Here is a 25,690-nt window from a genome sequence, read left to right on the forward strand (position 1 = left end):
GGATCATTTATTATGTCTGCTTTATCTGCCATTAAATCAATATGGAAAGTGATTAACTTAATAAGGGAAATATTTCTTAATCTAATATTTCTAATTATTATTATTTTAATCTTTAGCGTCATCGCATTAGTCCAAGAAACACAAAAACAAGAAATTATTCCACAATATGGAACATTGGTGTTGGATATTGAAGGAGTAATTGTTGACAATACATTATACGGTGATGAAATTTATGCTTTACAAAGCAAAATTTATGGTAAAAAAGTAAATACCTCTCGTGAAAATAGTTTATTTGAGCTAACTCAAAAAATAGCTCAAGCAACAGCAGATCCAAAGATTACAAGCATGGTTATTAAATTAGATCATTTTGTTGGCGCTGATATGAGTTCGCTACAATATATTGGTAAATATTTAACCAAATTTAGTAAGGCGAATAAACCAATTTATGCTTATGGTTCCAATTTTAATCAAAGCCAATATTATTTAGCTAGCTATGCTGATAAAATATATTTAACACCACTTGGTTCAGTTAATGTATATGGGTTAGCAGCTAACAACCTATACTATAAAACCTTACTTGATAATCTAAAAATTAACACTCATGTTTTTAGAGTGGGAACTTATAAGTCAGCCATCGAACCATTTATTCGTGATGATATGTCAGAAGAAGCAAAAAGCAATACAACACGTTGGCTAACACTTATGTGGAACAATTATCTTCAAGACATTTCAACACAACGGAAAAAGGCCGATACCCAATTGGTTCCAGCGCCAGAAACTATGTTGACCAATTTAAAAGCAGTTAATGGTAATATGGCTCAATATGCTATGTCTAATGGATTGGTCGATGAAATTGCATCTAATTACCAATTTGAATCTGAGCTTAATCAGCAACATCAAATCAGCATTTATGACTATCAACTTAAGTCAAAAGATACAAATTTAGATAGTGATAATGGAAGCAACAAACCATTAATTGCGGTTGTATTTGTAAATGGTACTATTACCGATGGTGAAAATAGTAGTAATATCGCTGGTAGCCAAGACATTGTTGAACAATTGAGAAAAATCCGTAAAAACTTAAATAAACATAACACACAAGCAATAGTATTGCGAGTAAATAGCCCAGGAGGGAGTGTGGATGCGTCAGAAGCAATTCGTAGTGAATTAGAAGCATTACGTGATTACCAAATTCCTGTTGTTATCTCCATGGGCGGAATGGCTGCATCGGGTGGATACTGGATATCAACCGCATCAGATTACATAGTTGCAAGCCCAAATACAATTACCGGTTCTATTGGTATCTTCGGTATTATTCCAACATTCGAAAAATCTTTATCTCATATTGGTGTTTATAGCGATGGTGTAACTACCTCTTCATTAGCAAGTAATAACTTTACGCAAGATCTACCAACCGAAATGAACCAACTAATTCAATTAAATATTGATAATGGCTATCAAACATTTATTTCGTTAGTAGCAAAAGCACGAAATATGACAACCGAACAAGTCGATAAAATTGGACAAGGTCAAGTTTGGCTTGGTTCAGAAGCAAGTAAGATTGGACTTGTTGATAAATTAGGTGACTTTGATGATGCTATTGAAACAGCAGCAACATTAGCTAATTTAACTGATTATGAAATTGACTGGCAAAAACCAAAAGGAAATTGGTTTAATGCATTTTATTCAGATATGATAGCCATGCTCCCTAAATCAACGGCAGAAATATTTTTTGAACAACTTCCTGAAGCAAAACAACTTCAACAGCATGTTTCTTTATGGAATAAGTTTAATGATCCACAAAATCGCTATATTTATTGCTTAAATTGTGCTGATGTTCGTTAATATACTTTTGCTTATTATCTGCCACAGTTGTGGCAGATAATAATTTCTTTCTCACTCTAATTTATAATTTGTGGGAAAACGTGAGTTGTTTATACTGCACGATTAAAATAATCCTCTAAACTACTTAAGGCAAAAATTGCTTAAAATTTGTTTTTCTCTCTTTCAAATTACTCAATATTTGCTTATTATCCGGTATTTTGATTAAAGGATAAATACGTTTTTTGCCTTCCAATTCATTTGAAGATAAGTTGGTTTAGTATATTTTTGATTGATACGATGATTATTATAAATTTTAACAAATGAGATACTGCGAATTTTCAATTAATCATAAAACAGTATAAAATCCTGAATATTTTTTACAAAAATATAACCTAAAAAGTGAATAGTTGTGTAAATACCTTACAATTAGCTCATAACTTAGGTTAAAATTTGTTGCCTGTTTTAGCGTTTTATATCCAATGAGACTTTTCTCAAATAGCCACAAAAAACGCAAGTAATTCCTACAATTAAATATATATCTTATTTATCCCCGTGTATTTCACTAGCTAGTATAAATTACCTATCTACTTTCTTTACTCCACCGAGTTTAAAATTGCATTTCATGTTTTAATTCAGGAAAACGCAAATAAAAAACTTAAATAAATTAAATTAAATACTATACCTGAATGATTTTTGCTGTTCATCTTATTGCTTCATTAACATCAAAAAAATATTTAAAATTTAATAATAAAGGTATTAATTGTAAAATTGAAAAAAGTATTAATACTTCAAACTAAAATAATCAGTAAAAATAGCGTACAATAGCGCAATATTAAACACAGGCTTATTATAAATAGATTAGGAATTTAGTATGATAGGCAAATTTATTGTCGTCGAAGGACTTGAAGGGGCAGGTAAGACCACAGCTGTTAATATCGTTGCTCGTATTTTGAATCAACACAATATTGGCGATTTGCAGTTTACTCGAGAACCAGGTGGAACAGCGATTGCTGAAGCATTACGCAATATTATTAAAAATGGTTTAGATAATGAGCCTTTGACTGATAAAGCCGAATTATTGATGTTATATGCCGCACGTATTCAGCTGATTGATAATGTAATTAAACCAGCACTTCATGCAGGTAAATGGGTTATTGGTGATCGTCATGACTTATCAACGCAAGCTTATCAAGGTGGTGGGCGCCAGTTAGATAAAGTTTTTATGATGACATTGAAAGAACAAGTGTTAGGTGATTTTAAACCTGATCTTACTTTATATTTGGATATTGATCCTGAAATAGGATTAATGCGAGCAAGATCTCGAGGTAAACTCGATCGTATCGAGCAACAGTCATTGCCGTTTTTTGAACGAACTCGTCAAAGTTATTTAGAACTTGCTAAACAAGATAAAACCATTATTACAGTTGATGCAGGAAAATCAATCGACAATGTGAATGGGCAAATTGAACAAATTTTAGCTACATGGTTAGCTATATATGGTTAATTAAACAGGTTGATATTGAATGATCTTAAATGACTACCCTTGGCTTTCGTTGCCTTATCAGCAATTAGCTTCTGGAATTATGAACAAACGTGCTCATCATGCTTTATTAATTAATTATGTCCAAGGTAGTGGTGAAGATGAGTTTGTTTCAAAACTTGCAAGCCGTTTATTATGCCAATTTTCACAACAATTAGAGCCGTGCTTAAACTGTCATAGTTGTCAATTATTTTTGTCTCACCATCACCCTGATTATTATGTAATAACCAATGAACAATCTAAACAGTCAATAGGTATTGATCAAATCCGTAAAATATCAAACAAAGTTTACGAAAAATCCCAGCAAGGAGGAAATAAAGTCATTTGGATAAAAAACGCAGCTTTAATGACCGAAGCTGCCGCCAATGCATTGTTAAAAACGTTAGAAGAACCACCAGAAAACACATATTTTATTTTAAGTGATGAACATAACAGCAAATTGCTTCCAACAATTCATAGTCGCTGTTTTTCTTATTTTTTACCTATTCCTAAATTGGAACAATCCATTGAATGGTTAAAAAGTCAACGCAATCAGCAATACAGTGATAATGAGCTTGCCTCAGCGTTATTATTGAGCGAAAATGCACCTCTAAAAGCAGTTGCACTATTAGTACCTGAAAAGTGGCAACAACGAAAAGCATTTTGTGATTATTTATTAGAAGTTGTGCCACAAAACAATTATTGGCAACTGGCTAAAACCTTTGATCATGAAGAATTTATTGAAAGAGTTATTTGGTTTTGTGCTTTATTAAGTGATGCGCTTAAAGCGAAGCAAAAAGTGGGACGTTTTATTGTTAATCGTGATCAAGTCCCATTAGTTCGACTGCTCGCTACTAAAAGCAATGAAAAAATTTCTGAGCTCTATAATTTATGGTTGCAGGCAAGAAATCAGTTGTTAACTGTTACTGGATTGAATAAAGAACTGATTGTTTATAATGTACTTGCCCAATCCGAGTTGATTAGCTAGCAAAAAGTAAAGTATTTTATTAAAGGGTTTCGTCAAAAATTTTCAGAAAAGTATACTGTTAAGTAATAAGGATTGCAGTGAGTTATTTATCTATAGAGTTTGGTTTACTCTTTATCGCTTTCTTTGCTTTGTATTGGGGATGTCGTTTATCACCCAAAATACAAAATATTCTACTCTTAGTAGCAAGTTATCTTATTGTTGGCAGTTATAGCTGGCAATTTTCACTTATCCTTTTTATTTATACTTGTGCAATCTATTTGTTCTCAGTGCTGATTGCCACATCTGAACGCCATTCAAAACGATGGTTAATTTTAGGATTATCCTTATCAATAATTAATCTGGCGTTGTTTAAATATTTTGATTTTTTTCGTTATGAGTTGCAGGATCTGCTTAATTTATTAAATTTACCAGTTTTACTACCTGTAATAACCGTATTAATTCCAATAGGCATCTCATTTTATACTTTCCATTCGGTAAGTTATTTAGTCTCGGTAAAAAAGAAAGAGTTGCCCGTCGCTAATTTTTGGGATTTTGCCTTATTTTTGTCTTTTTTCCCAAGTATTATTGCAGGCCCTATTAACCGAGCTAAAGAATTTTTACCTCAAATTAGCATCGGTCAGCCTCGTAAAATTTTAGAGCCATTTCGTGCATTTACGCTGCTTATCTTGTCAGTAATCAAGGTTTACTGCTTAGGTGGTTTAATCAATGAATATTGGGTTAAACCAATATTTGCTAACCCGTTAGAATTTAGTGTAATTGATTTGCTAGTAGGTCTTTATGCTTATGCAATGCAAATTTATTTAAATTTTTCAGGGTATACTGATTTAGTTACAGGTATAGCCCTATTGCTAGGATTTCGCTTACCAATTAACTTTAATCTCCCTTATTTAGCATTAAATTTGAGAGAGTTTTGGGCACGCTGGCATATTAGTTTATCTCGTTGGATCCGCGACTATATTTATATTCCTTTAGGAGGCAGTCGTCTAGGATTTATTCGGACTCAAATCAATGTCATGTTGGCAATGTTACTATCTGGATTATGGCATGGTGCTGGCATTAATTTTATTATTTGGGGGGCATGTCACGGCATTGGTATTGTGGCACTTAACATTGGCGATCGTTATTTTGGACAAGGTTGGATAGCTACACGTTCGCCATGGGTTGCACGGGTATTAACATGGCATTATGTCTGTTTCACATGGTTATTTTTTAATAGTGACAGTTTACCTGATGCAGTAGATTATATGACGGCATTAATGCATAACTTTTTGATAGAACCACATCATGCAGGGGCATTTTTAGTGATTTGTTTCATTTACTTTACTTACCCGATGTGTAAAACTTTTACTGATTGGTTTATTATACAGTTAACCAAAATACCGCATTCATCTTTACCATTGATTTTTATTTTAATTCTGTGGTTGGTTATTTATATTGCACCATCAGGTATGCCAAACTTTATTTACGCTAATTTTTAATTATATTAATTTAATTATGATGATATATAAAAAATCGTTCTCAAAAAATAATAAAAAACCAAAATCTAGTTTGAAACGGCAACGTCATAAATCGCTGAATAAAAGTGTAATTAAAAAAAATCTTCACAAAAAAACAAACGCACCTCTTGTTTTTACTGGCAGCTCTTTATCAGCTCGTTATATATTAGTTATATTGTCTGTTACCGCTATTGCATTAATTGCGATTTATTATAAATCTATATTGATTTATTGCCAGCAAGCATACCATACTGATTTATTTGATGGTAATACGATTGCTTCTCAAGAAATTTCACCACAAGATCTTGAAAAAAAATACATTGATGAACAAAATGATCAAGAATATACAACCACACAAACATCAACTTCACTTATTCAACCGATTGATGTTGCGTTACCAGTTACTGAAAATAAAATATCCAAGTTAGCAACGGATGAACTTGAAGAGATAAAACAAAATAAAAAAATCGAAGAAATAATTACAAACAAAAATCTAAAAAATGAAGATATAGGTCCAGATTATAATTTAAAAATACACTCTGATACTACTAATCAAAATAAGCCAGAAATAGAATCTATACTACAAGATAAGAATGATGAAGTACATAAGGATATTGAATTAATCCAAGAACCGCTACCGATTGTTCTAACAAGTAATGATAAGGTATTTTTTGCCGGCGATTCTTTAATGCAAGGCGTTGCACCATATGTAAAAAAAATGTTGTTTAAGCAGTATAAAATAGAAAGTATTGATTTGAGCAAACAGAGTACAGGACTTGCTTATCCAAGTGCCTTCGATTGGCCAAAAACAATTAATGATAATCTAATTGCTGATCCTTCAATAAAATTATTGGTCGTTTTTCTTGGAGCTAATGATCCTTGGGATTTTCCTGTTAAAGGTTATGCCAAATACGCTAAATTTAAATCTGAATTATGGGAAGAGCACTACCGTTTGCGTATTGCATCTATTTTAAATAGTGCTATAGAAAATGATGTTCAAGTACTTTGGCTTGCTGCGCCTTGTATGCGTAAACCCAAATTAAACAATGGAATGCTTTATCTAAATAATTTATATAAATCTGAACTAGAAAAAACTCAACAACATTTCTTAACAACAAACGAATTATTGGGTTGCACATACGAAAAGTTCAATAATTTCATAGAAACCGATAAAGCCAAAATTAAAGTAAGAGTTGATGATGGGGTTCATTTTACACCAACTGGTCAAAAAATTTTGGCAAAAGCAATTATGGAACAAATAATTTATAAAGAATTAGAGGATACCTTTAATGATTAAATCTTTAAAGTATATTATAACCGTAATTGCAGTAACAATTACCGTTGGTTGTAGTGTAGCTGAAAGTAAAACCACCACGGTATCTACTATTGTTGATTTTGGTGATCCTAATGCTAAACAATTTGCAATGCGTTTAAAATCGTTAGAGGATAATAAAAAAACGGATCAAGTGATCAATATTACTCAATTTGGTGATTCGCATTCAGCCGCTGATTTTTTTACCGGTGAGTTAAGAACATTAATGCAACAAAAGTATGGTAATGCTGGTATTGGCTGGATAACGCCTGTAGCTATAAAAGGACAAAGCCATGCAGCTGTTACGTGGAGTTCTAAAAATTGGAATGTGTTAAGTAGCCGAACTTTAAGTAACTTGGATTTTCCTATGGGTGGTTTTATTGCTAAACCAAATAAAGATTTTGCCACTATCCGAATTACGCCGAGAGGATCTAATAATAAAGATTGGCAAGTTAAGTTAACCTTTAAAACACTTAAAAATAACACAAATTCATTAGCGCTTTATGATGCTAATAATCATAAAATTAATTTAAGCAATACTCCAAAATCAAATAGTTGGCAAACAGCTTCGGTTGTTTCTAAAATGCCATTGGTTATAAAAGGTCAAAAAGATATAGAGCTTGGTGGAATTTGGTTGACTCGTTATCAACAACCAGGTGTTATTGTTTCATCTATTGCCACTAATGGAGCTAAACAGACAATTTGGCAAAAGTGGGGGAAAGATTGGTTTAAAGAATTGTCTATATCGCAAAGTGATTTAATTATTTTAGAATACGGGACAAATGAAAGTTTTGATGGAGCACTAGATGCTAATCAATATCGAAAAAATTTAGTGAATAATATTAGACTGATTCGTAAAACATTACCCAATGCTACGATCTTGATAATGACACCGCCTGATACTATGGCAAATGAAACAAATATGCCTAAGTCTTTTGCAAAGATAATGGATATTCAAAAACAAGTTGCTAAATCTGAAAAAACATTATTTTGGGATTGGCAAGTGGCAATGGGGGGAAAGTATTCTATTAAGCAGTGGCGAAAACGGGGGTTAGCACGCCCAGATTTAGTGCATCAAACTTTACGAGGTTATAAAGAAAGCGCTCGTATTTTTTATGCTGATTTGAATGAATTTGTTAGAAAGAATAGCTAAGAATTTTGATTAGAAGGAATAAATGAGTTATGGCATCACCAATTATTGTTGCAGTTGATTTTCCAGATGTTAAATCGGCATGGAATTTTATTGATCGTGTAGATCCCAAAGATTGTCGCATTAAAATTGGTAAAGAGCTTTTTACACATGCAGGACCTGACTTTATCAAGCAAATTATGAAAAAAGGTTTTGATGTTTTTTTAGATCTTAAATTCCATGATATTCCAAATACTGTCGCAAAAGCAATTGCTGCAACTGCTGACCTTGGTGTGTGGATGACCAATGTTCATGCTAGCGGTGGTTCACGCATGATGACAGCTGCTAAAGATACACTTTATTCATATGGTAAAGATGCCCCTATTTTGATTGCGGTAACAGTATTAACTAGCATGGAGTTAGCTGATCTACAAGAAATTGGTATTAACGTATCACCTTTAGAGCAAGCAACCAGATTAGCAATACTTGCTAAAAACTGCGGGCTTGATGGTGTAGTATGTTCAGCAAAAGAAGTACAAAGTTTTAAACCCCGTTTGGGCAGTGATTTTAAATTGGTGACACCAGGTATTAGACCAGTGGGTACTAATTCTGATGACCAAAGGCGTATTATGACGCCTCAGCGAGCTCAAGCTGCAGGTTCTGATTATTTAGTCATTGGACGCCCAATTACCCAAGCAGAAGATCCTGCTAAAGCTTTACAAACAATTTTAGCAACACTAGATACAAGTAAGAGTTAATAATATTATTATGTCTGATAATCCACTTGTTTACTCGACCGATAAAGGTCGAATTAAACCGACCCAAACACTTATCTCACACCCTAAGGGGGATGGTATTATTCGAATTCAACGACAAACATCAGGCCGTAAAGGTAAAGGTGTTTGTGTTATTACTGGATTTGATATCGATCATACTCAATTATTACAGTTAGCAGCAGAATTAAAAAAACGTTGTGGTTGTGGGGGAGCAGTTAAAGATGGTGTTATTGAAATACAAGGTGATAAACGTGATTTATTAAAGTCATTGCTAGAAGATAAAGGATTTAAAGTAAAGCTAGCAGGTGGCTGATTTAGTTTATAAAATTAGCGCCCACAATAAAAATGGACGCTAATTACAGCACAATAGTTTTAATTAGAACGATAACTACGCATTTTTTTACTGATCTCTCGACGTTCTTTTGAAATTTCAGCATTTTTAATAATGTAATCATCAACACGATCATCGTAATCGCTTTTCATGTTCGCAATAATTGCTTGAAGCTCTTCATAAGTCATATCTGGTTTAATATATTCGCTCAAGTTTTCAAGTAGCAGTACTCTTTTTTGGTTGTCACGAATTTTCTTCTCGTTATCTGATATTTCACGTTTTAATTTATTCAAACGGCGCGATAAACGAATGTATTCTAATACATCTTGAAACGATGGTGCGGTTGATTTTTCCTTGTCCATCTATAACCCCTTATCTCAAAAAATGGAAAATAAACTTCTACCAATTATATACCAATAATTTTTTAAGATCATATTAATTATATTTTTAAACAAAATGATATTTCAGTAGATTAGTTATCTGTTGAGTGTTAGCTATTTTAAATTCGATTTTAAGCAAATGTTATTTCTAAATCTTCATCAAAATATTGTTTTATTCTATAAAGTTAGTTGTGAAATAACATAAAAATAAAAACAGCTATTAAGAATTAGTGCAAAGTATTGTACAATATCTTCAAATTTGTAAAAAGTGCCAGAATGAGAGAATCATAATGAGCTGGATTGAAAAAATTCTTAGTAAAAATAATATATCGTCAGATCATAAAAAGGCGAATATTCCTGGTGGCGTTTGGACAAAATGCACTAACTGTGAGCAAGTCATTTATCAAGCTGAACTTGATCTTAATTTAGAGGTCTGTCCAAAATGTGACCACCATATGCATATCCCTGCCCGAGTGCGTTTATACCGTTTTTTAGACGAAGGTTCAGATATCGAAATTGGTGCAGATCTTATGCCTAAAGATATCTTAAAATTTAAAGATACGAAAAAATATAAAGATCGATTAACAGCAGCTCAAAAAGAAACTCACGAAAAAGAAGCAATGGTTGTCATGAAGGGAACATTGCTTGGTGTACCAGTAGTTGTTGCTTGTTTTGAATTTGCGTTCATTGGTGGTTCAATGTCTTCTGTTGTTGGTGCATTATTCACGCGCGCCGCAGAGCAAGCCATTGAGGATAATTGTCCTTTAATTTGCTTTTCAACAAGTGGTGGTGCTCGAATGCAAGAGGCGCTATTTTCATTAATGCAAATGGCAAAAACGAGCGCTATTCTTGCTAAAATGCAAGATGAAGGTTTACCATATATTTCAGTAATGACCGATCCTACCATGGGAGGTGTATCGGCAAGTCTGGCAATGTTGGGTGATATTAATATTGCTGAACCTAAAGCATTAATTGGTTTTGCAGGCCCACGAGTGATTCAACAAACTGTTCGTGAAACATTACCAGAAGGGTTTCAACGTAGTGAATTTTTACTTGAAAAAGGGGCAATTGATATGATCATTCATCGCAAAGATATGCGTTCTAAAATTGCCAGTTTAATAACAAAATTAATGAAACTACCTGATCCGTTTAATGAAGTTACTCTTAACGAGACAGTTTAATTGAGTATGACAATTAACCAACTGAATGCCATGTCAACTCTAAAGACATGGCTTTATTATTTAGAACAACTACATCCTATAACCATTGATTTAGGTTTAGAACGAGTAAAAGCTGTAGCTCAGCGCCTAGATTTATTACAACCAGCGCCTTATATTTTTACCGTTGCTGGCACTAATGGCAAAGGAACAACTTGTCGAACGCTTGAAATGATATTACTTGAAGCGAATTTAAAAGTTGGTGTTTATAGCTCTCCCCATTTATTACGTTTTACTGAACGGGTACGTATTAATAATCAAGAATCAAGTGAACAACAAACCGTAAAAGCCTTTGTAGAAATAGAACAAGCCAGAGGTGATATATCGCTTACCTATTTTGAATATGCAACGCTTGCTGCATTTTATCAATTCAAACAAGCAAAATTAGATGTTGTTATATTAGAAGTAGGTCTTGGTGGAAGGCTTGATGCAACCAATATTGTTGATGCTGACGTGGCAATTATTACAACTATTGGTATTGATCATGTTGATTATTTAGGTGATACCCGTGAAAGTATCGGACGTGAAAAAGCAGGTATTTTTAAACCTAAAAGTATAGCTATTGTTGGTGAGCCAGATGTGCCAGAATCTATCTTAAATGTGGCAAAAGCTGTGAATTGCTCTATCTATAGAGTGAATAGTGATTGGTATTATCAACAACTTAATAAAGATTCATGGACTTTTGAGTCAAAATTTAAACAGTATAAAAATTTACCTATTGCTAATGTTCCTTTAGCTAATGCAGCAACTGCAATTGCAGCTATAACTTATTCATCACTTAAAATAACACAAGATGAAATAACTAAAGGATTGGCAAAATCGAACTTAATTGGACGTTTTCAAATTATTCAAACATCACCACTGGTTATCCTTGATGTAGCACATAACCCACATGCAGCAACTTATTTAGCACAGCAATTAGAAAAACTAAAAGCAGAATATTTGCAAGTAGGCAAAGTTAGATTTGTTGTTGGTATGCTTAAGGATAAAGATATTAAAAGTACCTTATCCATCTTAAAAGGTGATAGATGGTATTGTGCTTCACTTTATGGGGAACGTGGTTGTAGTGCTGAAGTATTAAAACAGCACTTATTTAATGAAGGTGAGTTTAATGTATCAACATTTGATACTGTATCTAAGGCCTATCAAAAGGCAATGCAAGATGCTAAAGAAGATGATATCATCGTGGTATGTGGCTCATTTCACACCGTATCGGATGTGTTAACTGAAATTGAGCATTAGGTGGAATTAGTCATGCCAGACAATCAAGAAAATAATCCCAATAGAGTAAGAAATTGCCTTGTAGGTTTTGCTACATTATTGCTTATTATTGCAGCAACAGTCCCATGGATTATAACGGATAAATCCAACTTACGAACGACAACAACCCCAATTTTGCAACCTGAAGTGGTTACGCAGCAAAATCAAGTAGTAGTACCATCTGATGATGTTGATGACAATTTTACCCATAATATATCAGAGGTTCCTTATCTATCTGGATCAGATCAAGATCTAAATTCATCAGCTTCATCTGATATTGTTGATGATACTGACGATTCAACAAATATAATTAAACCTTCAATGTCACAGCAAGAATCTAAAACTTATATGATCCAACTTACGGCATTAAAAAATAAACAAAAAATAGAAGAGTTAATTGCATTATTACGATTAAATAATTATAGCGTTAGAACAATACCTGATAACCCAGAACCTAATCAGTTAATTAAGTTACAGGTTGGCCCTTATGCTAAAAAAGAACAAGCTGAACAAGTCATTATTAATTTAAATAACCTAACAAAATTAGAAGGTATTATTATTACTAATTGACCGTTGTGTTACTTGTTTTAAGTTGTAAAGAATAATTATTTTTAATAAAAAGTTGTGAGTTATTATGATGAACTGGGCTGATTTTACGATTATTAGTGTAATTGCTTTTTCTGCATTAATTAGCGTTGTTCGAGGTTTTGTACGAGAAGCGTTATCATTAGTTAGCTGGATATTAGCTTTTTTTATTTCCAGCCAATTTTATATTTATATTACTGATTATTTAACTTATTTTGATAGTGATGTTATACGTATTGCTGTAGCAATTGTTATTTTATTTATTGCTACCTTATTGGTTTGTTCGATTGTGTCTTATGCTATTGGACAATTATTAAAAAAAACAGGATTATCTGGTACTGATCGTTTATTAGGTATCTGTTTTGGTGTATTACGAGGAGTTTTAGTTGTTGCCGCTATTCTCTTTTTAGTTGATACTTTTACGCCGATATCACAATCACCTTACTGGATTCAATCGCAGCTAATTCCGCATTTTAGTTTTATTATTCGCTGGTTTTTCGATTTTATACAACAGTCTTCTTCGTTTTTAGTACAATAAATTTGGAGGTAACCATAGTATGTGTGGTGTTGTTGGTATTGTTGGGAATAGTTCTGTTAATCAATCTATTTATGATGCATTGACTGTTTTGCAGCATCGAGGACAAGATGCTGCAGGTATTGTGACTATCGATAATCAAAATCGATTTCGTTTACGCAAAGCGAATGGTTTAGTCAAAGATGTGTTTCAAGAGCATCATATGCAACGATTGCAAGGTAATTTGGGCATAGGACATATTCGTTATCCTACCGCAGGTAGCTCAAGCCCATCCGAAGCGCAACCTTTTTATGTCAATTCACCTTATGGTATTGCGCTTGCTCATAATGGAAATTTAACCAATACTGATCAGTTGCGTAATAAAGTATTCGAACTTGCAAGGCGTCATATTAATACCAATTCCGACTCAGAGGTGCTACTCAATATTCTTGCTAATGAACTTGACAAGTTTCCCACCTATCCACTAACTGCCGACAATATTTTTACAGCAATACATAATGTTCATAACATAATTAAAGGCGCATATGCTTGTGTTGCAATGATTATTGGTCATGGACTTGTTGCTTTTCGTGATCCTTATGGAATACGGCCATTAGTCATTGGTAAACGGGTACTTGAGAATCAGAAAATTGAATACATGGTTGCCTCTGAAAGTGTAGCATTAGATATTCTCGATTTTGAGTTTATGCGTGATGTCGAACCAGGAGAGGCAATTTATATTACTCAAGAAGGACAATTGTATTCACAGCAATGTTCGGATAACCCTCAATATTATCCATGTATTTTTGAATATGTTTATTTTGCAAGACCTGATTCTTTAATGAATGGTGTCTCAGTTTATCAATCACGTATTCAAATGGGGAAAAAATTGGGGGCTAAAATAGCAAGAGAGTGGAAAGATGTTGATATTGATGTTGTCATCCCTATTCCCGAAACATCTTGTGATGCCGCTCTTGAAATCGCACGTATTTTAAATAAACCTTACCGGCAAGGGTTTGTTAAAAATCGCTATGTTGGACGCACCTTTATTATGCCAGGGCAAAGCGCACGTAAATTGTCTGTAAGAAGAAAACTTAACGCTAACCGTATTGAATTTGAAGGTAAAAATGTCTTATTAGTTGATGATTCGATTGTACGAGGAACAACCTCAAAAGAAATTCTCGAAATGGTGCGTTCTGTTGGAGCTAAAAAAGTCTATTTAGCGTCTGCTGCGCCAGAAATCAGGAATCCAAATGTTTATGGGATAGATATGCCAGTTGCTCGTGAACTTATTGCTTATAACCGAACAGTTGATGAAATAGCAAAAAATATTGGTGCAGATAAGGTTATATTTCAAGATTTATCTGATTTAATTAATTCAATTACAGAACAAAACTCCAACATTCATCATTTAGAGTGTTCTGTTTTTGATGGAAAATATGTTACCGAAGGAATTGATGATAGCTATTTGTCATCATTAGAACAAAAAAGAAATGAAACTAAAAAATCTTCAGACATTAAAGAGTCAGAAAACCTAGAGATTTATAATGAAGGTTAATAAATTGTGAAAATATAATATAAAGACATAAAATTATAAATTAGGTCTTTTTATTTATTTAGAGAATAATTTTGTAATTTATTTAGCTATTTAGCTACAATAAATTCTTTAATTTCAAAAGAAATAGCAATTCCCCACTACTCAACAAGAGCTACATTTACCATTAAATTTACAAAACTTTACAAAACTTAATAAATCTTTACTTAACAAATTGAATAATAATGATAAATAAAAATTCAACAAAAAACATAATAAAAAACATAACAAAAAAGTAATAAATTATTTTGATAAATGACATATTTGTAATAGAATTGCAAAAATTAAAAATCAGTTGTAAAAATTTAAATAGTAAAAATTAATAAGAAATAATTACATTGCTATTTAAAATTAGAAATTGATATTGGCAATAGATTTCATATTATGCACTTTATCGGTGAAATATAAGGAATATTAAGATGAGAAAGAATCTTAATTTAACGATTATCTCTGTATTTGTAGTAACTACATTAGGATGGCAATCTGCTTTTGCTACTGATGCTCAATTATCGCAAGGACCTATAGATAGTAATAGAATAATTGAGTTAAAAGATGGTACGAAAGCTCGTGAGATGCTTAACAACCAGCAACGTAGTCTTTATCAAATTGCACTTTTAAGTAGTATCTCTATTTCAGAATTACGAGCAATGAATGCGGGGCGTTTTGATAAAAAAGATGTTGTTGAGATTGGTGAGCGTATAGTTCTGCCTGAGAATTCACCATTGTTACCTGCAATTAAATTAAACGATGATAAAAAAGATGAACACGCCAATTTACCTCAATTGGGATCAGATGATAATTACGATGTAAAAAAGGATAAAGACGCACTATCAACTCAAATAGCTTCAACATTACAAACTTTAGCTAGTCAAGACTGGAAACAAATAACTTCGCCAGACAATGGTGGTCTATCCCAACATTTACAAAGCAAGGGTAAAGATTACGCAGAAAGTTATGTACGAAATGGGGTTAAAAACCAAGTTGTTGATCCAGTACGTAGTGCTGTACAGGATTTTTTAGGCCGTTTTGGTACTGCTCAATTACAATTTGATTTAAGTGATAAAGGCGAATTTAACAATGTCAATTTGAAGTTATTTAGCCCATGGTATGACACAGAAGATACATTAATATTTAGTCAAATATCATTTCAGGAATATGAGCACAACCGTCGAATAGGTAACTTTGGTATTGGTCAGCGTTGGGATGTTGCTGATAAAAAATGGTTACTTGGTTATAACGTATTTTTTGACCATGATTTCCAGCGTGCACACAATCGTTTAGGTATTGGTGCCGAAGCTTGGACTGATTATATGAAATTTGCTGCTAACTATTATCATCCATTATCAGACTGGAAAGATTCTAAAGATTTTGATGATTATTTAGAACGCGCAGCAAGAGGCTTTGATGTTCGATTCCAAGGATATTTACCACAATATCCACATTTGGGCGGATCACTCATGTATGAACAATACTATGGTGATAAAGTCGCTTTATTTGGTAAAGATAATTTACAAAAAGATCCGCGAGCAATTACTGTCGGTCTTGATTATACACCAGTTCCACTTTTCACTATTAAGGCTGAGCATAAACGAGGTCAAGATAATAAAAAGGCAACTAAAGCTGAATTAACAATGAACTATCGTATAGGTACACCGTTAAAAGATCAGTTGGATCCAGATATGGTTCAATCTGCTCGTTCTTTAAAAGGTAGCCGTTATGATTTAGTTGATCGTAATAACTATATCGTTCTTGAATATAAAGAAAAGAAAATATCGGTCGATTTAGGGCTTGAGCAAACTCAGTTAATCGAAGGGCAAGCTTATCCGTTAACTATCAGTGTTCATAATGCTAAGAACTTATCAAGTTTAGTATGGTCTGGTGATATGCTTGAAATTGACGCTGGTGGTGGTTTTTTATGTATTGCTACAGGTGGATGCACCGCTTCTTCATGGCTTAATCCACCAGCCGATGTAAATAATTGGCAAATTGTTGCTCCTAGCTATGTTGATCAAAATGGTCAGCGTCGCCCAGTTAGTACAAATGGCAAATATTCTTTATCAGTATCTGTCTCTGATAGCCGCGGAAGATCTGCAACATCGAATGCTGTAAGTTTTGAAGTATTACCAAATCCGACAATGCGTAAAATTGGAGTATGGGCAGTAGATAGTTCAGGTAACAAAACAACTTTGGCGGCTCAGCCTGCAAATGGCTCAAGTAGTTTGACCGTATTAGCTACTCTCGTTAAACCGAAGGTAAATAATGGTTCAATCAACTCGTTTCAAGATGTAGATGGTTTTAGTGATAGTGAACTAATGGATAATATACCCGTAACATTTAACGAATTTGCCGGATTGTGGACTGCAACTAGTAATGGCGAAAAAATTGCTTTAATCAATGGTACATCAGGTAATGTAAATGAATGTCCAGAGCAAAAACCTTGTGTTATTGTAAAATCATTTGAAAAAGTTGCAAAAGGTCAAAAAATATCATCCCGTGCCTCAACTGCGGCTGGTTTAGAAGTAATCGGTGATAGTTATGCAATAGATGTAGCTTCAAATATTGAAGGACTGATTGATTTTTCAATTTCGTTAGATCAGTATGGTTTTGGTACGTCATTCAATAAAACCTCTGTTGATTTCTCTGGTGGTAGATCGGGTTATATAGAAGTTTGGAATGATTCTGGAACATTAGTTGCTAAAAGTTCAGGTTCTGTACTTGAATTTGACCCTGCAGGGCCAAACGAATGGCGTGTTGGTAATGAATATCTTGTTAAAGCGTTTACCTCTGAAAATGGTACCCAAATTGTTAATCCATATGTAATTTGGTCATTAGTTGGTTCAAATGCAAGTGCTTGTCCTAATAATGAGACTTCATTACCAAATGACGCTAGGAGTCATCCTAATGGACCGTGGTTTAACGTTGCTTTGGGACGAGATGCCCACTATAAAATAAGAGGTAAAACGGCTGACAATTATAGTTATGCTTCATCTGGCACAAGCATACCAGCGGCTGGTGATGCACCGGATCATTTAGATTTAACACCACAGCCCTCTTCTACCTCTGCGTGTGCTGGCGATCAAGGATTTAAATTGCAAGTGACCGTTTTATAACAGATAAAAGTTTAGATTATCGACGTAAGTCGATAATCAAGAAGGGAACACCAACAAAATGGTGTATTTATATAAATACAACATGTTAATTTATAGAGAAAAATAGGAAGTTAAACATGAAAAATTTTACAATTAAAAAAGTTGCATTAGGCTTGTTTTTAGCTGGTTATTCAGCAAGCAGTGCATTTGCTGCTTTAGAGGCAACTACTAATAAGGTGATTAACGGTAACGCACCAGTATTGAAAGCTGTAAATGGTACAAGAGCAGATCATACTTTGACTGTTGTAGTATCTCAAAATGAAGATGGTAGTACACCAATCGGTGATCGAGTAGCTAAAGTAGGTGACTATGTCGTTATTCAATTTAATCTAGAAGATGCAGATGGCGATAATGATACTGGAAAAATCAAAGACACATTACAAGTTTTTGCAAGAAAAGCTGATGGTTGGAAGTCAATGGATGTTAAGTCAACTGTGACTGAAGACCATAGTAATGCAATAGCTCGTATATCTTTTAAAATAACTAGTGATTTCATAGGCGCAGAAAAAATTGGTTTTAAACTTTTAGAAAGAACTGACTTTGGTATTCCTTATACCAATACCTGGTTAGAAGTAAATGATATTTGGGCAACAGGTACTCCTAATACCGCTAAACCAGCAGATCCTGAACACCCAGAAACCCCTCCTTCTAATGAAAAGGATAAAGATAACCCAATTTCTGATGATGCGCACGCAAATGAAGATCGTGGCCCAGGTGGTGATAATACAGGTATTGGTAAAGGTCCAATTACAACTGATGATGGTGAAGTTGGTATTTTCCTAGTTGAAGGTGGTGTTACAAACAAAGATATTAACTATGCCTCACCTGGAGCTCCTGAACCTAAATATGGTCAGACATTCCAAGCTATCGCGTGGACTGATAGTACTATTGGTAATGGTGTAATGGATTCTGGCGCAATTGAATTAACTGGTTATTCTTTTGTGTGGACACTAGCTGGTTCATATGACAACAAGCCAGCAAATACAGAAGAAATAGCAAGTGGTGATACTATTACCTTAGCTACGACTAATAGTGATACCATGTACAATAAAGGTACCCCGAACTACTCTGCTGGTGGTCAAGGTTATAACCTTAAAGTTACAGCTACTACTAACTAATGTTAAATTTGGTTATATCAGTGTAGAAAACCACTCTTCGGAGTGGTTTTTTATTTAATAAATGCATAACTTGATGATGCTTTATATTATTTAAGTGTTGTTATAAAATAAGCACAAATCTAATTTACTATCATCAAATATGATTATTCCTTGGCAAAATCTTGAACCACAAACATTAAATAACCTAATTGAATATTTTGTATTACGTGAAGGCACTGACTACGGTTTACAAGAAAAATTACTCCAAGAAAAAGTTAATGATGTTAAACTTCAATTAGAGAATGGTTCGGTAGCACTTTTTTGGTCTCAATTACATGAAACAATTGATATTAAACTAATTAAATAGTAGTTAAAATAATTGTTTGTATATGATTTATTGCGTAACTTTGTTATAGTGTTAGTGTTGTAAATAAAATGGAGAGGTAGGATTAATGATTGGTAAACAACAATCGGATACAACGTTAGAATGGTTTTTATCTCATTGCCATATTCATAGATATCCAGCTAAGAGTACCCTTATACATCAAGGCGAAAAAGCAGAAACCCTCTATTATATTTTGAAAGGCTCTGTTGCGGTATTGATTAAAGATGATGAAGGCAACGAGATGATTTTGTCTTATTTAAATCAAAATCAGTTTTTAGGTGAATTAGGTCTTTTTGAAGAAGACACAGAGCGAAGTGCTTGGGTTAAAGCTAAAACAAGTTGTGAAGTAGCCGAAATTTCATACAAAAAATTTAAGCAACTCGTTCAAGTTAATCCTGATATTTTAATGCGCCTTGCCAGTCAAATGGCTAGCCGATTACAAGTAACATCTGAAAAAGTTAGTAATTTAGCATTTTTAGATGTTGCAGGGCGTATAGCACAAACACTTCTAAATCTTGCCAAACAACCCGATGCAATGACACACCCAGATGGTATGCAAATCAAAATTACGCGTCAAGAAATAGGACAAATTGTAGGTTGTTCGCGTGAAACAGTTGGTCGAATTTTAAAAATGCTTGAAGATCAACACTTGATTTCTGCACATGGTAAAACAATTGTAGTTTATGGTACGCGTTAATTGGACAAAATAATATAATTAATATAATGATTGCGACAATATGAGATATTGCATGACACAAGAAAGATCTATTCCTAGTCATGTGGCTATAATTATGGATGGTAATGGTCGCTGGGCACGGCAACATAACCAGTTACGAGCTATTGGTCATCGAGCAGGCTTGAAAGCAGTTCGAAAAATAGTCGCTTATGCGGCAAAAATAAAGATAAAAGTCCTTACGTTATATGCTTTTAGTAGTGAAAATTGGAAACGTCCACACAATGAAGTTTCTGCCCTAATTTCCCTTTTTATTTATGCATTAAATCGTGAGATAAAAAGTTTAAATAAAAATAATGTTCGTTTGAATATTATTGGTGATATTTCTCGCTTTAGTGAACATTTACAAAATATGATTATTCATGCGCAAAATTTAACGAAAAACAATTCTGGACTAGTACTAAATATTGCTGCTAACTATGGCGGACGTTGGGATATTTTGCAGTCAGCAAAAAAAATTGCTATGCAAGTTACTAATGGAGAAATCAGTTTAGATGATATTACTGAGGATCGTTTTGGCTCAACAATGTGTATGAGCGAATTTCCTGAAGTGGATTTAGTTATTCGTACTGGCGGAGAATATCGAATTAGTAATTTTTTGTTATGGCAAATTGCTTATTCTGAACTCTATTTTACCAATACTCTATGGCCTGATTTTAATCAATCTTTATTTGATGAAGCAATCAATGCATTTAATGCCAGAGAACGACGCTTTGGTGGTATTCATAATAAGGAGCATTCATGTTAATCCATCGCATACTTGCTGCAGTTGTGCTTATTCCGCTTGTGGTAGCAGTTCTTTTTTTTGTTCCATTACCCGTGTTTTCTTTCACTATTATTCTGGTTTGTGGATTAGCCGCATGGGAGTGGACTCAGTTTCTTCATATTAGAAAAAAATATTTAAAATTAATTTTTTCTTTTTCAACAGTTATTTTATTGGGCATACTTTATTTGATTCCAGATTCTATTGAATTTAAAATGAATTTATATAGTATAATTTTATTTTTATCAATCATATGGTGGTTAACTGCTTTGTTTTTAGTAAGTAGCTATCCAACCACTACAAAGTATTGGTGTAATTCAATCTTTATAAAGTTACTATTTGCTTTTTTTACGCTAGCACCGTTTTTTATTAGTATGGTCGAATTAAGAGCAATTAACTACAATTCTAATTCTTATACGGGTGCAATTTGGTTGCTTTATGTCTTTGTGCTAGTATGGGCGACAGATACTGGAGCTTATTTTGTTGGGCGATCATTTGGTAAACGAAAATTAGCCGCGAAAGTATCCCCAGGTAAAACTATAGAAGGATTTATAGGTGGTATTAGTGTAGCAATTGCAATTAGTTTAATTGCTTACATGCTTAACATGTTTGACATGACTTTCAGTACATTTTTTATTAGCTCTTTGTTAGCGATTTTAGTTTCGGTTTTAGGTGATTTAACTGAAAGTATGTTTAAGCGTGAAGCAAATATTAAAGATAGTGGTCACTTAATTCCTGGTCATGGTGGAATTTTAGATCGCATTGATAGCTTAACTGCTGCCGTTCCTGTTTTTGCTACATTAGCTTTTTACTTATTATAAAAGGTAATAGATTTTGTTGTGGTCGCTGTTATTGTTTGTTATTACCATGAGTATATTAGTTACTATTCATGAGTTTGGACATTTTTGTGTTGCTCGCTTGTGCAAGGTTCAAGTTGAATGTTTCTCAATTGGTTTTGGTAAAAAAATATGGTCTCATAAATTTTTAAGCGGAACCGAATTGGTAATTGCTATGATTCCGCTTGGTGGTTATGTTAAAATGCTCGACGGTAGAGCAACAACATTATCAAGCGATAACGAAAACTTTGCATTTGATAGAAAAAAAATTTGGCAAAGAACTGCCATTATTTTTGCAGGTCCGTTTGCTAATTTTATATTAGCTTTAATTATTTATTGGGTTATTTTTTTGATGGGTGTAGTTGTTTACCCTGTTAAAATAAAAGAAGTTATACCTAATACACCAGCTTCTACAGTAATAATTCCAGCTGGTGCAGAATTGAAAACTATTGATAATCTAAAAGTAGAAACATGGAATGATGTAAATTTAGCCTTAATTGCGGCAATGGGAAAAGCTAATGTGTCTTTTTCTTATATCGATAACTTTGGTGATGATAACCAGAAAGAAGTTAAAAAAGATGTAGATATCAGTAATTGGCATTTTGATATAGAAAAGGATTCGACAATTACGGCATTTGGTTTTGTTCCTGAAAAGGTGAAATTTTATCCAATTGTGAGTAAAATTGTATCGGGTTCGGCTGCTGAGAAAGCAGGTTTGCGTGTTGGGGATAAAATTATTGGTTATAATGATCACTCATATGTTGATTGGAATGATTTTTCCAATACAATTAAAACAGCTCAAGCAATGATGTTAAAAGTTAATCGAGAAAATATAGATATTTATCTTAAACTCGTGCCAACTATTGGAGCAGATGGAAAAGGTGTCGCTGGTTTGTATCCCAAGTCTGATGCAAGAGTTATGCAGTATGGTTTTTTAGAGAGTTTTAATAAAGGTATGGCGCAAACAGTGTTAACCACGAAGTTAACGATTCGTTCGCTTTATCAATTAGTAACAGGTGTTATTGGTCTAAAACATTTGTCTGGACCAATAACAATAGCAAAAAGCGCAGGGCAAACAGCAAGTTATGGTTTTACCTCTTACTTATATTTTCTAGCTTTTATTAGTATAAGTTTGGGCGTTATCAATCTTGTTCCATTACCTATGTTAGATGGCGGGCACCTTGTTTTTTTATTATTTGAAAAGATAAAAGGTAAAGCCTTATCAAATGAAGTACAAGAACGATTTTCTCGTATTGGCTTTTTTTTATTGATGGTAATAATGGGAATTGCACTATTTAATGATATTTTACGATTGTGATGGGATGAGGTTATAAACATTTACGATGAAAATAAATAAATTACTTATAGCATCTTTGTTGTTTAGTACTACAGCAGTATATAGTTCCAATGCATTTTGTGTTGATGATTTTGTAGTAAAAGACATCAAATTTGAAGGTTTGCAACGTGTTACTGTTGGAGCAGCATTACTTGAAATGCCTATTCAAGTCGGTGATTATGTTAATGAAGCTGATTTAGGCCGTATCATCAAATCACTATATTCCAGTGGAAACTTTGATAATATTACCGTTTCTCGTGATGGTGATAGGTTAATTGTTCATGTTCAAGAACGCCCTACTATTGCTAGCATAACTTTTTCTGGTAATAAGTCTGTTAAAGATGAGATGCTGAAGAAAAATCTAGATAGTTCGGGTATCCGTGAAGGTGAAGCATTAGATCGTACTATGCTTTCTGGTATAGAAAAAGGCTTAGAAGATTTTTACTATAGTGTTGGTAAATATAATGCTCAAATCAAAGCTGTTGTAACTCCGTTGTCACGTAATCGTGTTGATTTAAAATTAGTTGTAGCTGAAGGTAAATCGGCACTAATTGATCAGATTAATATTGTTGGTGCTAAAGCTTTTTCATCTGAAGAACTTATTTCGCGTTTTACTTTGCGTGATGAAGTACCTTGGTGGAATATGCTTGGAGATCGCAAATATCAAAAACAAAAATTGGCAGCAGATTTAGATGAATTACAAAGTTTTTATTTAAATCGTGGTTATGCTCGTTTTAACATTGAGTCAACGCAAGTTAGTTTAACGCCAGACAAAAAAGGCATATACGTTACAATTAATATTCATGAAGGTGAACAGTATAAGTTATCTCAACTTGAATTTATGGGTAATTTTGCTGGTCATAAAGGCGAGATTTCCAAAATTGCTAATGAAAAAGTAAAAGTTGGTGAACTTTATAATGGTAAAAAAATTACTGAAATTGAAGATGGCGTTAAGCGTCTACTTGCTAATTTCGGTTATGCGTACCCTAGAGTATCAATTCAGCCTGAAATGGATGATGTCACACATACGGTTAAATTAGTTGTTCTTGTTGATGTGGGTGAACGTTTTTATGTTCGTAAAATTAAAATAGTTGGCAATACTGTAACCAGCGAAAGTGTAATTCGCCGTGAGCTTCGACAAATGGAGGGGGCTTGGTTAAGTAATGGATTAGTTGAATTGGGTAAAGAACGTTTAAACCGACTTGGATTTTTTGATACTGTTGAAGCAAATACTGAACGTGTGCCTGGTATTGATGATCAAGTCGATATTATTTATAAAGTTGCTGAACGTAATACTGGTAGTATCAAATTTGGTATTGGTGTTGGTTCTGATAGTGGTGTTAGTTTCAATGCCGGTATTTCTCAAGATAACTGGTTGGGAACAGGTAACAGTGTCTCGTTTGATGTTAACACAACTGATACAGATAAAACTGCATCTATTTCTATCGTTGATCCTTATTTTACCGTTGATGGTGTAAGTTTAGGGGGTAGTATTTATTATAATACCTATAAAAATGACGATAAAGATGATGAATCAGAATATTCAAGTAAGACTTGGGGCGCATCAGCTAATTTAGGATTCCCAATTAGTGAAAATAATTTTGTTCGTTTTGGTTCTGAATTTGCTAACCATAAGTTATCAGGTATGCAAGCGCAATATGGAATGTGGCGTTATTTCAATTCTATGGGTGAAAAAGTGAACAATAAAAGTTCTATTTCATTTGATACTAATGATTTATTGTTAAATGCTTATTGGACATATAACTCTTTAGATCGTGGATTTTTCCCTACTGATGGACTTAAAATAACAGCTAATGCTAAAGTCACAGCACCATTATTTGAAAATAGGTTCTATAAACTAGTTTCAGATGCGTCTTACTATTATCCTATTGACAATGACCATAACTGGATCTTTTTAACTCGTGCTCGATTAGGCTACGGTGGCGGTTTAGGTGGAAAAGAGTTACCTTTTTATGAAAACTTCTATGCTGGTGGTGCTTCAGTGCTACGTGGGTTTAAATCAAATACTGTAGGTCCTAAAGCGGTATATCTTAATAAAAGTGGAATTTGTGATAGCTTAGATAATACATCTGGATGTACAAAATCAAAAGATGCTGTAGGTGGTAATGCTATAGCTTTTGCAAGTACAGAGCTAATTATTCCAACGCCATTTGCTAGCGAAAAATATGCTGATAATATTAGAACATCACTATTTTTCGATGCAGGTACTGTATGGGATACTGAATGGAATTTAAAAGGAAAAAATATCCCTGATTATAGTTCCCCATCGGATATTAGGATGTCTGCTGGGCTTGCCGTGCAATGGATGTCTCCATTAGGTCCTTTAGTCTTTTCTTATGCTCAACCGTTTAAGAAATATGATGGCGATTCAACTCAACAGTTTCAATTTAATATAGGTTCTACATGGTAATTCCATGTTATAAAATAGAAAACAAATAGGTGATT

The 25,690-nt window shown here is 33.5% G+C and carries 22 protein-coding genes; 21 read left to right on the plus strand and 1 reads right to left on the minus strand.

The window, feature by feature from the left end; all coding sequences use genetic code 11:
• Nucleotides 1–12 precede the first annotated feature (12 nt).
• The 8 genes from sppA to yciH all read left to right on the plus strand — a co-directional run bounded on the left by sppA (nucleotide 13) and on the right by yciH (nucleotide 9,357).
• A complete protein-coding gene (sppA, locus tag A9G25_RS09010) occupies nucleotides 13–1,845 on the plus strand; it encodes a signal peptide peptidase SppA (protein WP_065626645.1) in 1,833 nt (610 codons plus the stop codon).
• Nucleotides 1,846–2,695: 850 nt separating this feature from the next.
• Entirely contained in the window at nucleotides 2,696–3,328 is a 633-nt protein-coding gene (gene tmk, locus A9G25_RS09015; protein ID WP_065626646.1) for a dTMP kinase, read from the plus strand.
• Nucleotides 3,329–3,347: 19 nt separating this feature from the next.
• On the plus strand, nucleotides 3,348–4,331 hold the full coding sequence (holB, locus tag A9G25_RS09020) for a DNA polymerase III subunit delta' (protein ID WP_065626647.1): 984 nt from the start codon (nucleotides 3,348–3,350) through the stop codon (nucleotides 4,329–4,331).
• A 77-nt stretch (nucleotides 4,332–4,408) separates the two neighbouring features.
• Nucleotides 4,409–5,809 carry an MBOAT family O-acyltransferase gene (locus A9G25_RS09025; RefSeq protein WP_065626648.1) on the plus strand — a complete coding sequence of 467 codons (1,401 nt, stop codon included), beginning with the start codon at nucleotides 4,409–4,411 and terminating at the stop codon, nucleotides 5,807–5,809.
• A 70-nt stretch (nucleotides 5,810–5,879) separates the two neighbouring features.
• Nucleotides 5,880–7,124 carry an SGNH/GDSL hydrolase family protein gene (locus A9G25_RS09030; RefSeq protein ID WP_176701107.1) on the plus strand — a complete coding sequence of 415 codons (1,245 nt, stop codon included), beginning with the start codon at nucleotides 5,880–5,882 and terminating at the stop codon, nucleotides 7,122–7,124.
• A complete protein-coding gene (locus A9G25_RS09035; protein WP_065626650.1) occupies nucleotides 7,117–8,292 on the plus strand; it encodes a GDSL-type esterase/lipase family protein in 1,176 nt (391 codons plus the stop codon). The genes A9G25_RS09030 and A9G25_RS09035 overlap by 8 nt, the downstream gene beginning before the upstream one ends.
• Before the next feature lie 29 nt (nucleotides 8,293–8,321).
• The gene (gene pyrF, locus A9G25_RS09040) at nucleotides 8,322–9,026 is read left to right on the plus strand and encodes an orotidine-5'-phosphate decarboxylase (RefSeq protein WP_065626651.1); all 705 of its coding nucleotides are present in this window, start codon (nucleotides 8,322–8,324) and stop codon (nucleotides 9,024–9,026) included.
• Between the two features lie 10 nt (nucleotides 9,027–9,036).
• Entirely contained in the window at nucleotides 9,037–9,357 is a 321-nt protein-coding gene (gene yciH / locus A9G25_RS09045; RefSeq protein WP_065626652.1) for a stress response translation initiation inhibitor YciH, read from the plus strand.
• A 59-nt stretch (nucleotides 9,358–9,416) separates the two neighbouring features.
• On the opposite strand, the gene tmaR is transcribed toward yciH, so the two are convergent.
• The gene (gene tmaR, locus A9G25_RS09050; RefSeq protein WP_034910282.1) at nucleotides 9,417–9,737 is read right to left on the minus strand and encodes a PTS system regulator TmaR; all 321 of its coding nucleotides are present in this window, start codon (nucleotides 9,735–9,737) and stop codon (nucleotides 9,417–9,419) included.
• A 308-nt stretch (nucleotides 9,738–10,045) separates the two neighbouring features.
• Here tmaR and accD point away from each other — a divergent pair, with 308 nt between their 5' ends.
• The 13 genes from accD (at nucleotide 10,046) to bamA (ending at nucleotide 25,655) form a co-directional block, all read left to right on the plus strand.
• Nucleotides 10,046–10,936 carry an acetyl-CoA carboxylase, carboxyltransferase subunit beta gene (gene accD / locus A9G25_RS09055; protein WP_065626653.1) on the plus strand — a complete coding sequence of 297 codons (891 nt, stop codon included), beginning with the start codon at nucleotides 10,046–10,048 and terminating at the stop codon, nucleotides 10,934–10,936.
• Between the two features lie 6 nt (nucleotides 10,937–10,942).
• A complete protein-coding gene (folC, locus tag A9G25_RS09060; RefSeq protein WP_065626654.1) occupies nucleotides 10,943–12,214 on the plus strand; it encodes a bifunctional tetrahydrofolate synthase/dihydrofolate synthase in 1,272 nt (423 codons plus the stop codon).
• 12 nt (nucleotides 12,215–12,226) lie between these two features.
• Nucleotides 12,227–12,802, plus strand: a complete 576-nt coding sequence (locus tag A9G25_RS09065) for an SPOR domain-containing protein (RefSeq protein ID WP_065626655.1) — start codon at nucleotides 12,227–12,229, stop codon at nucleotides 12,800–12,802.
• A gap of 67 nt (nucleotides 12,803–12,869) precedes the next feature.
• A complete protein-coding gene (locus A9G25_RS09070; RefSeq protein ID WP_065626709.1) occupies nucleotides 12,870–13,355 on the plus strand; it encodes a CvpA family protein in 486 nt (161 codons plus the stop codon).
• Nucleotides 13,356–13,374: 19 nt separating this feature from the next.
• Nucleotides 13,375–14,889 carry an amidophosphoribosyltransferase gene (purF, locus tag A9G25_RS09075; protein WP_065626656.1) on the plus strand — a complete coding sequence of 505 codons (1,515 nt, stop codon included), beginning with the start codon at nucleotides 13,375–13,377 and terminating at the stop codon, nucleotides 14,887–14,889.
• 455 nt (nucleotides 14,890–15,344) lie between these two features.
• The gene (locus A9G25_RS09080) at nucleotides 15,345–18,035 is read left to right on the plus strand and encodes an inverse autotransporter beta domain-containing protein (RefSeq protein ID WP_065626657.1); all 2,691 of its coding nucleotides are present in this window, start codon (nucleotides 15,345–15,347) and stop codon (nucleotides 18,033–18,035) included.
• A gap of 116 nt (nucleotides 18,036–18,151) precedes the next feature.
• Nucleotides 18,152–19,192, plus strand: coding sequence for a hypothetical protein (locus A9G25_RS09085; protein ID WP_065626658.1), 1,041 nt, complete (start codon nucleotides 18,152–18,154; stop codon nucleotides 19,190–19,192).
• Between the two features lie 139 nt (nucleotides 19,193–19,331).
• On the plus strand, nucleotides 19,332–19,538 hold the full coding sequence (locus A9G25_RS09090; RefSeq protein ID WP_065626659.1) for a YheU family protein: 207 nt from the start codon (nucleotides 19,332–19,334) through the stop codon (nucleotides 19,536–19,538).
• An 85-nt stretch (nucleotides 19,539–19,623) separates the two neighbouring features.
• Complete coding sequence (gene crp, locus A9G25_RS09095) at nucleotides 19,624–20,253, plus strand: cAMP-activated global transcriptional regulator CRP (RefSeq protein WP_065575079.1); 630 nt, start codon at nucleotides 19,624–19,626, stop codon at nucleotides 20,251–20,253.
• A 52-nt stretch (nucleotides 20,254–20,305) separates the two neighbouring features.
• Nucleotides 20,306–21,037, plus strand: coding sequence for an isoprenyl transferase (locus tag A9G25_RS09100; protein WP_218057589.1), 732 nt, complete (start codon nucleotides 20,306–20,308; stop codon nucleotides 21,035–21,037).
• Nucleotides 21,031–21,873, plus strand: a complete 843-nt coding sequence (locus A9G25_RS09105) for a CDP-archaeol synthase (RefSeq protein WP_065626661.1) — start codon at nucleotides 21,031–21,033, stop codon at nucleotides 21,871–21,873. Before A9G25_RS09100 ends, A9G25_RS09105 begins: the two co-directional genes overlap by 7 nt.
• A gap of 16 nt (nucleotides 21,874–21,889) precedes the next feature.
• Nucleotides 21,890–23,206 (plus strand): RIP metalloprotease RseP, encoded by a 1,317-nt coding sequence (gene rseP, locus A9G25_RS09110; RefSeq protein ID WP_255307109.1) that lies wholly within the window; start codon nucleotides 21,890–21,892, stop codon nucleotides 23,204–23,206.
• 25 nt (nucleotides 23,207–23,231) lie between these two features.
• Nucleotides 23,232–25,655: an outer membrane protein assembly factor BamA gene (gene bamA, locus A9G25_RS09115; protein ID WP_065626663.1), complete on the plus strand. Its 2,424-nt coding sequence runs from the start codon at nucleotides 23,232–23,234 to the stop codon at nucleotides 25,653–25,655.
• The last annotated feature ends 35 nt before the right edge of the window (nucleotides 25,656–25,690 follow it).

The sequence above is a fragment of the Gilliamella sp. Bif1-4 genome (assembly GCF_001690535.1).
Lineage (GTDB): Bacteria > Pseudomonadota > Gammaproteobacteria > Enterobacterales > Orbaceae > Gilliamella > Gilliamella bombi.

Bases quoted from the DNA above. Each gene is read 5' to 3' on its own strand.
- sppA (WP_065626645.1), top strand. From the start codon at position 13: ATGTCTGCTTTATCTGCCATTAAATCAATATGGAAAGTGATTAACTTA.
- tmk (WP_065626646.1), top strand. From the start codon at position 2,696: ATGATAGGCAAATTTATTGTCGTCGAAGGACTTGAAGGGGCAGGTAAG.
- holB (WP_065626647.1), top strand. From the start codon at position 3,348: ATGATCTTAAATGACTACCCTTGGCTTTCGTTGCCTTATCAGCAATTA.
- A9G25_RS09035 (WP_065626650.1), top strand. From the start codon at position 7,117: ATGATTAAATCTTTAAAGTATATTATAACCGTAATTGCAGTAACAATT.
- pyrF (WP_065626651.1), top strand. From the start codon at position 8,322: ATGGCATCACCAATTATTGTTGCAGTTGATTTTCCAGATGTTAAATCG.
- yciH (WP_065626652.1), top strand. From the start codon at position 9,037: ATGTCTGATAATCCACTTGTTTACTCGACCGATAAAGGTCGAATTAAA.
- tmaR (WP_034910282.1), bottom strand. From the start codon at position 9,737: ATGGACAAGGAAAAATCAACCGCACCATCGTTTCAAGATGTATTAGAA.
- accD (WP_065626653.1), top strand. From the start codon at position 10,046: ATGAGCTGGATTGAAAAAATTCTTAGTAAAAATAATATATCGTCAGAT.
- folC (WP_065626654.1), top strand. From the start codon at position 10,943: ATGACAATTAACCAACTGAATGCCATGTCAACTCTAAAGACATGGCTT.
- A9G25_RS09065 (WP_065626655.1), top strand. From the start codon at position 12,227: ATGCCAGACAATCAAGAAAATAATCCCAATAGAGTAAGAAATTGCCTT.
- A9G25_RS09070 (WP_065626709.1), top strand. From the start codon at position 12,870: ATGAACTGGGCTGATTTTACGATTATTAGTGTAATTGCTTTTTCTGCA.
- purF (WP_065626656.1), top strand. From the start codon at position 13,375: ATGTGTGGTGTTGTTGGTATTGTTGGGAATAGTTCTGTTAATCAATCT.
- A9G25_RS09080 (WP_065626657.1), top strand. From the start codon at position 15,345: ATGAGAAAGAATCTTAATTTAACGATTATCTCTGTATTTGTAGTAACT.
- A9G25_RS09085 (WP_065626658.1), top strand. From the start codon at position 18,152: ATGAAAAATTTTACAATTAAAAAAGTTGCATTAGGCTTGTTTTTAGCT.
- A9G25_RS09090 (WP_065626659.1), top strand. From the start codon at position 19,332: ATGATTATTCCTTGGCAAAATCTTGAACCACAAACATTAAATAACCTA.
- crp (WP_065575079.1), top strand. From the start codon at position 19,624: ATGATTGGTAAACAACAATCGGATACAACGTTAGAATGGTTTTTATCT.
- A9G25_RS09100 (WP_218057589.1), top strand. From the start codon at position 20,306: ATGACACAAGAAAGATCTATTCCTAGTCATGTGGCTATAATTATGGAT.
- A9G25_RS09105 (WP_065626661.1), top strand. From the start codon at position 21,031: ATGTTAATCCATCGCATACTTGCTGCAGTTGTGCTTATTCCGCTTGTG.
- bamA (WP_065626663.1), top strand. From the start codon at position 23,232: ATGAAAATAAATAAATTACTTATAGCATCTTTGTTGTTTAGTACTACA.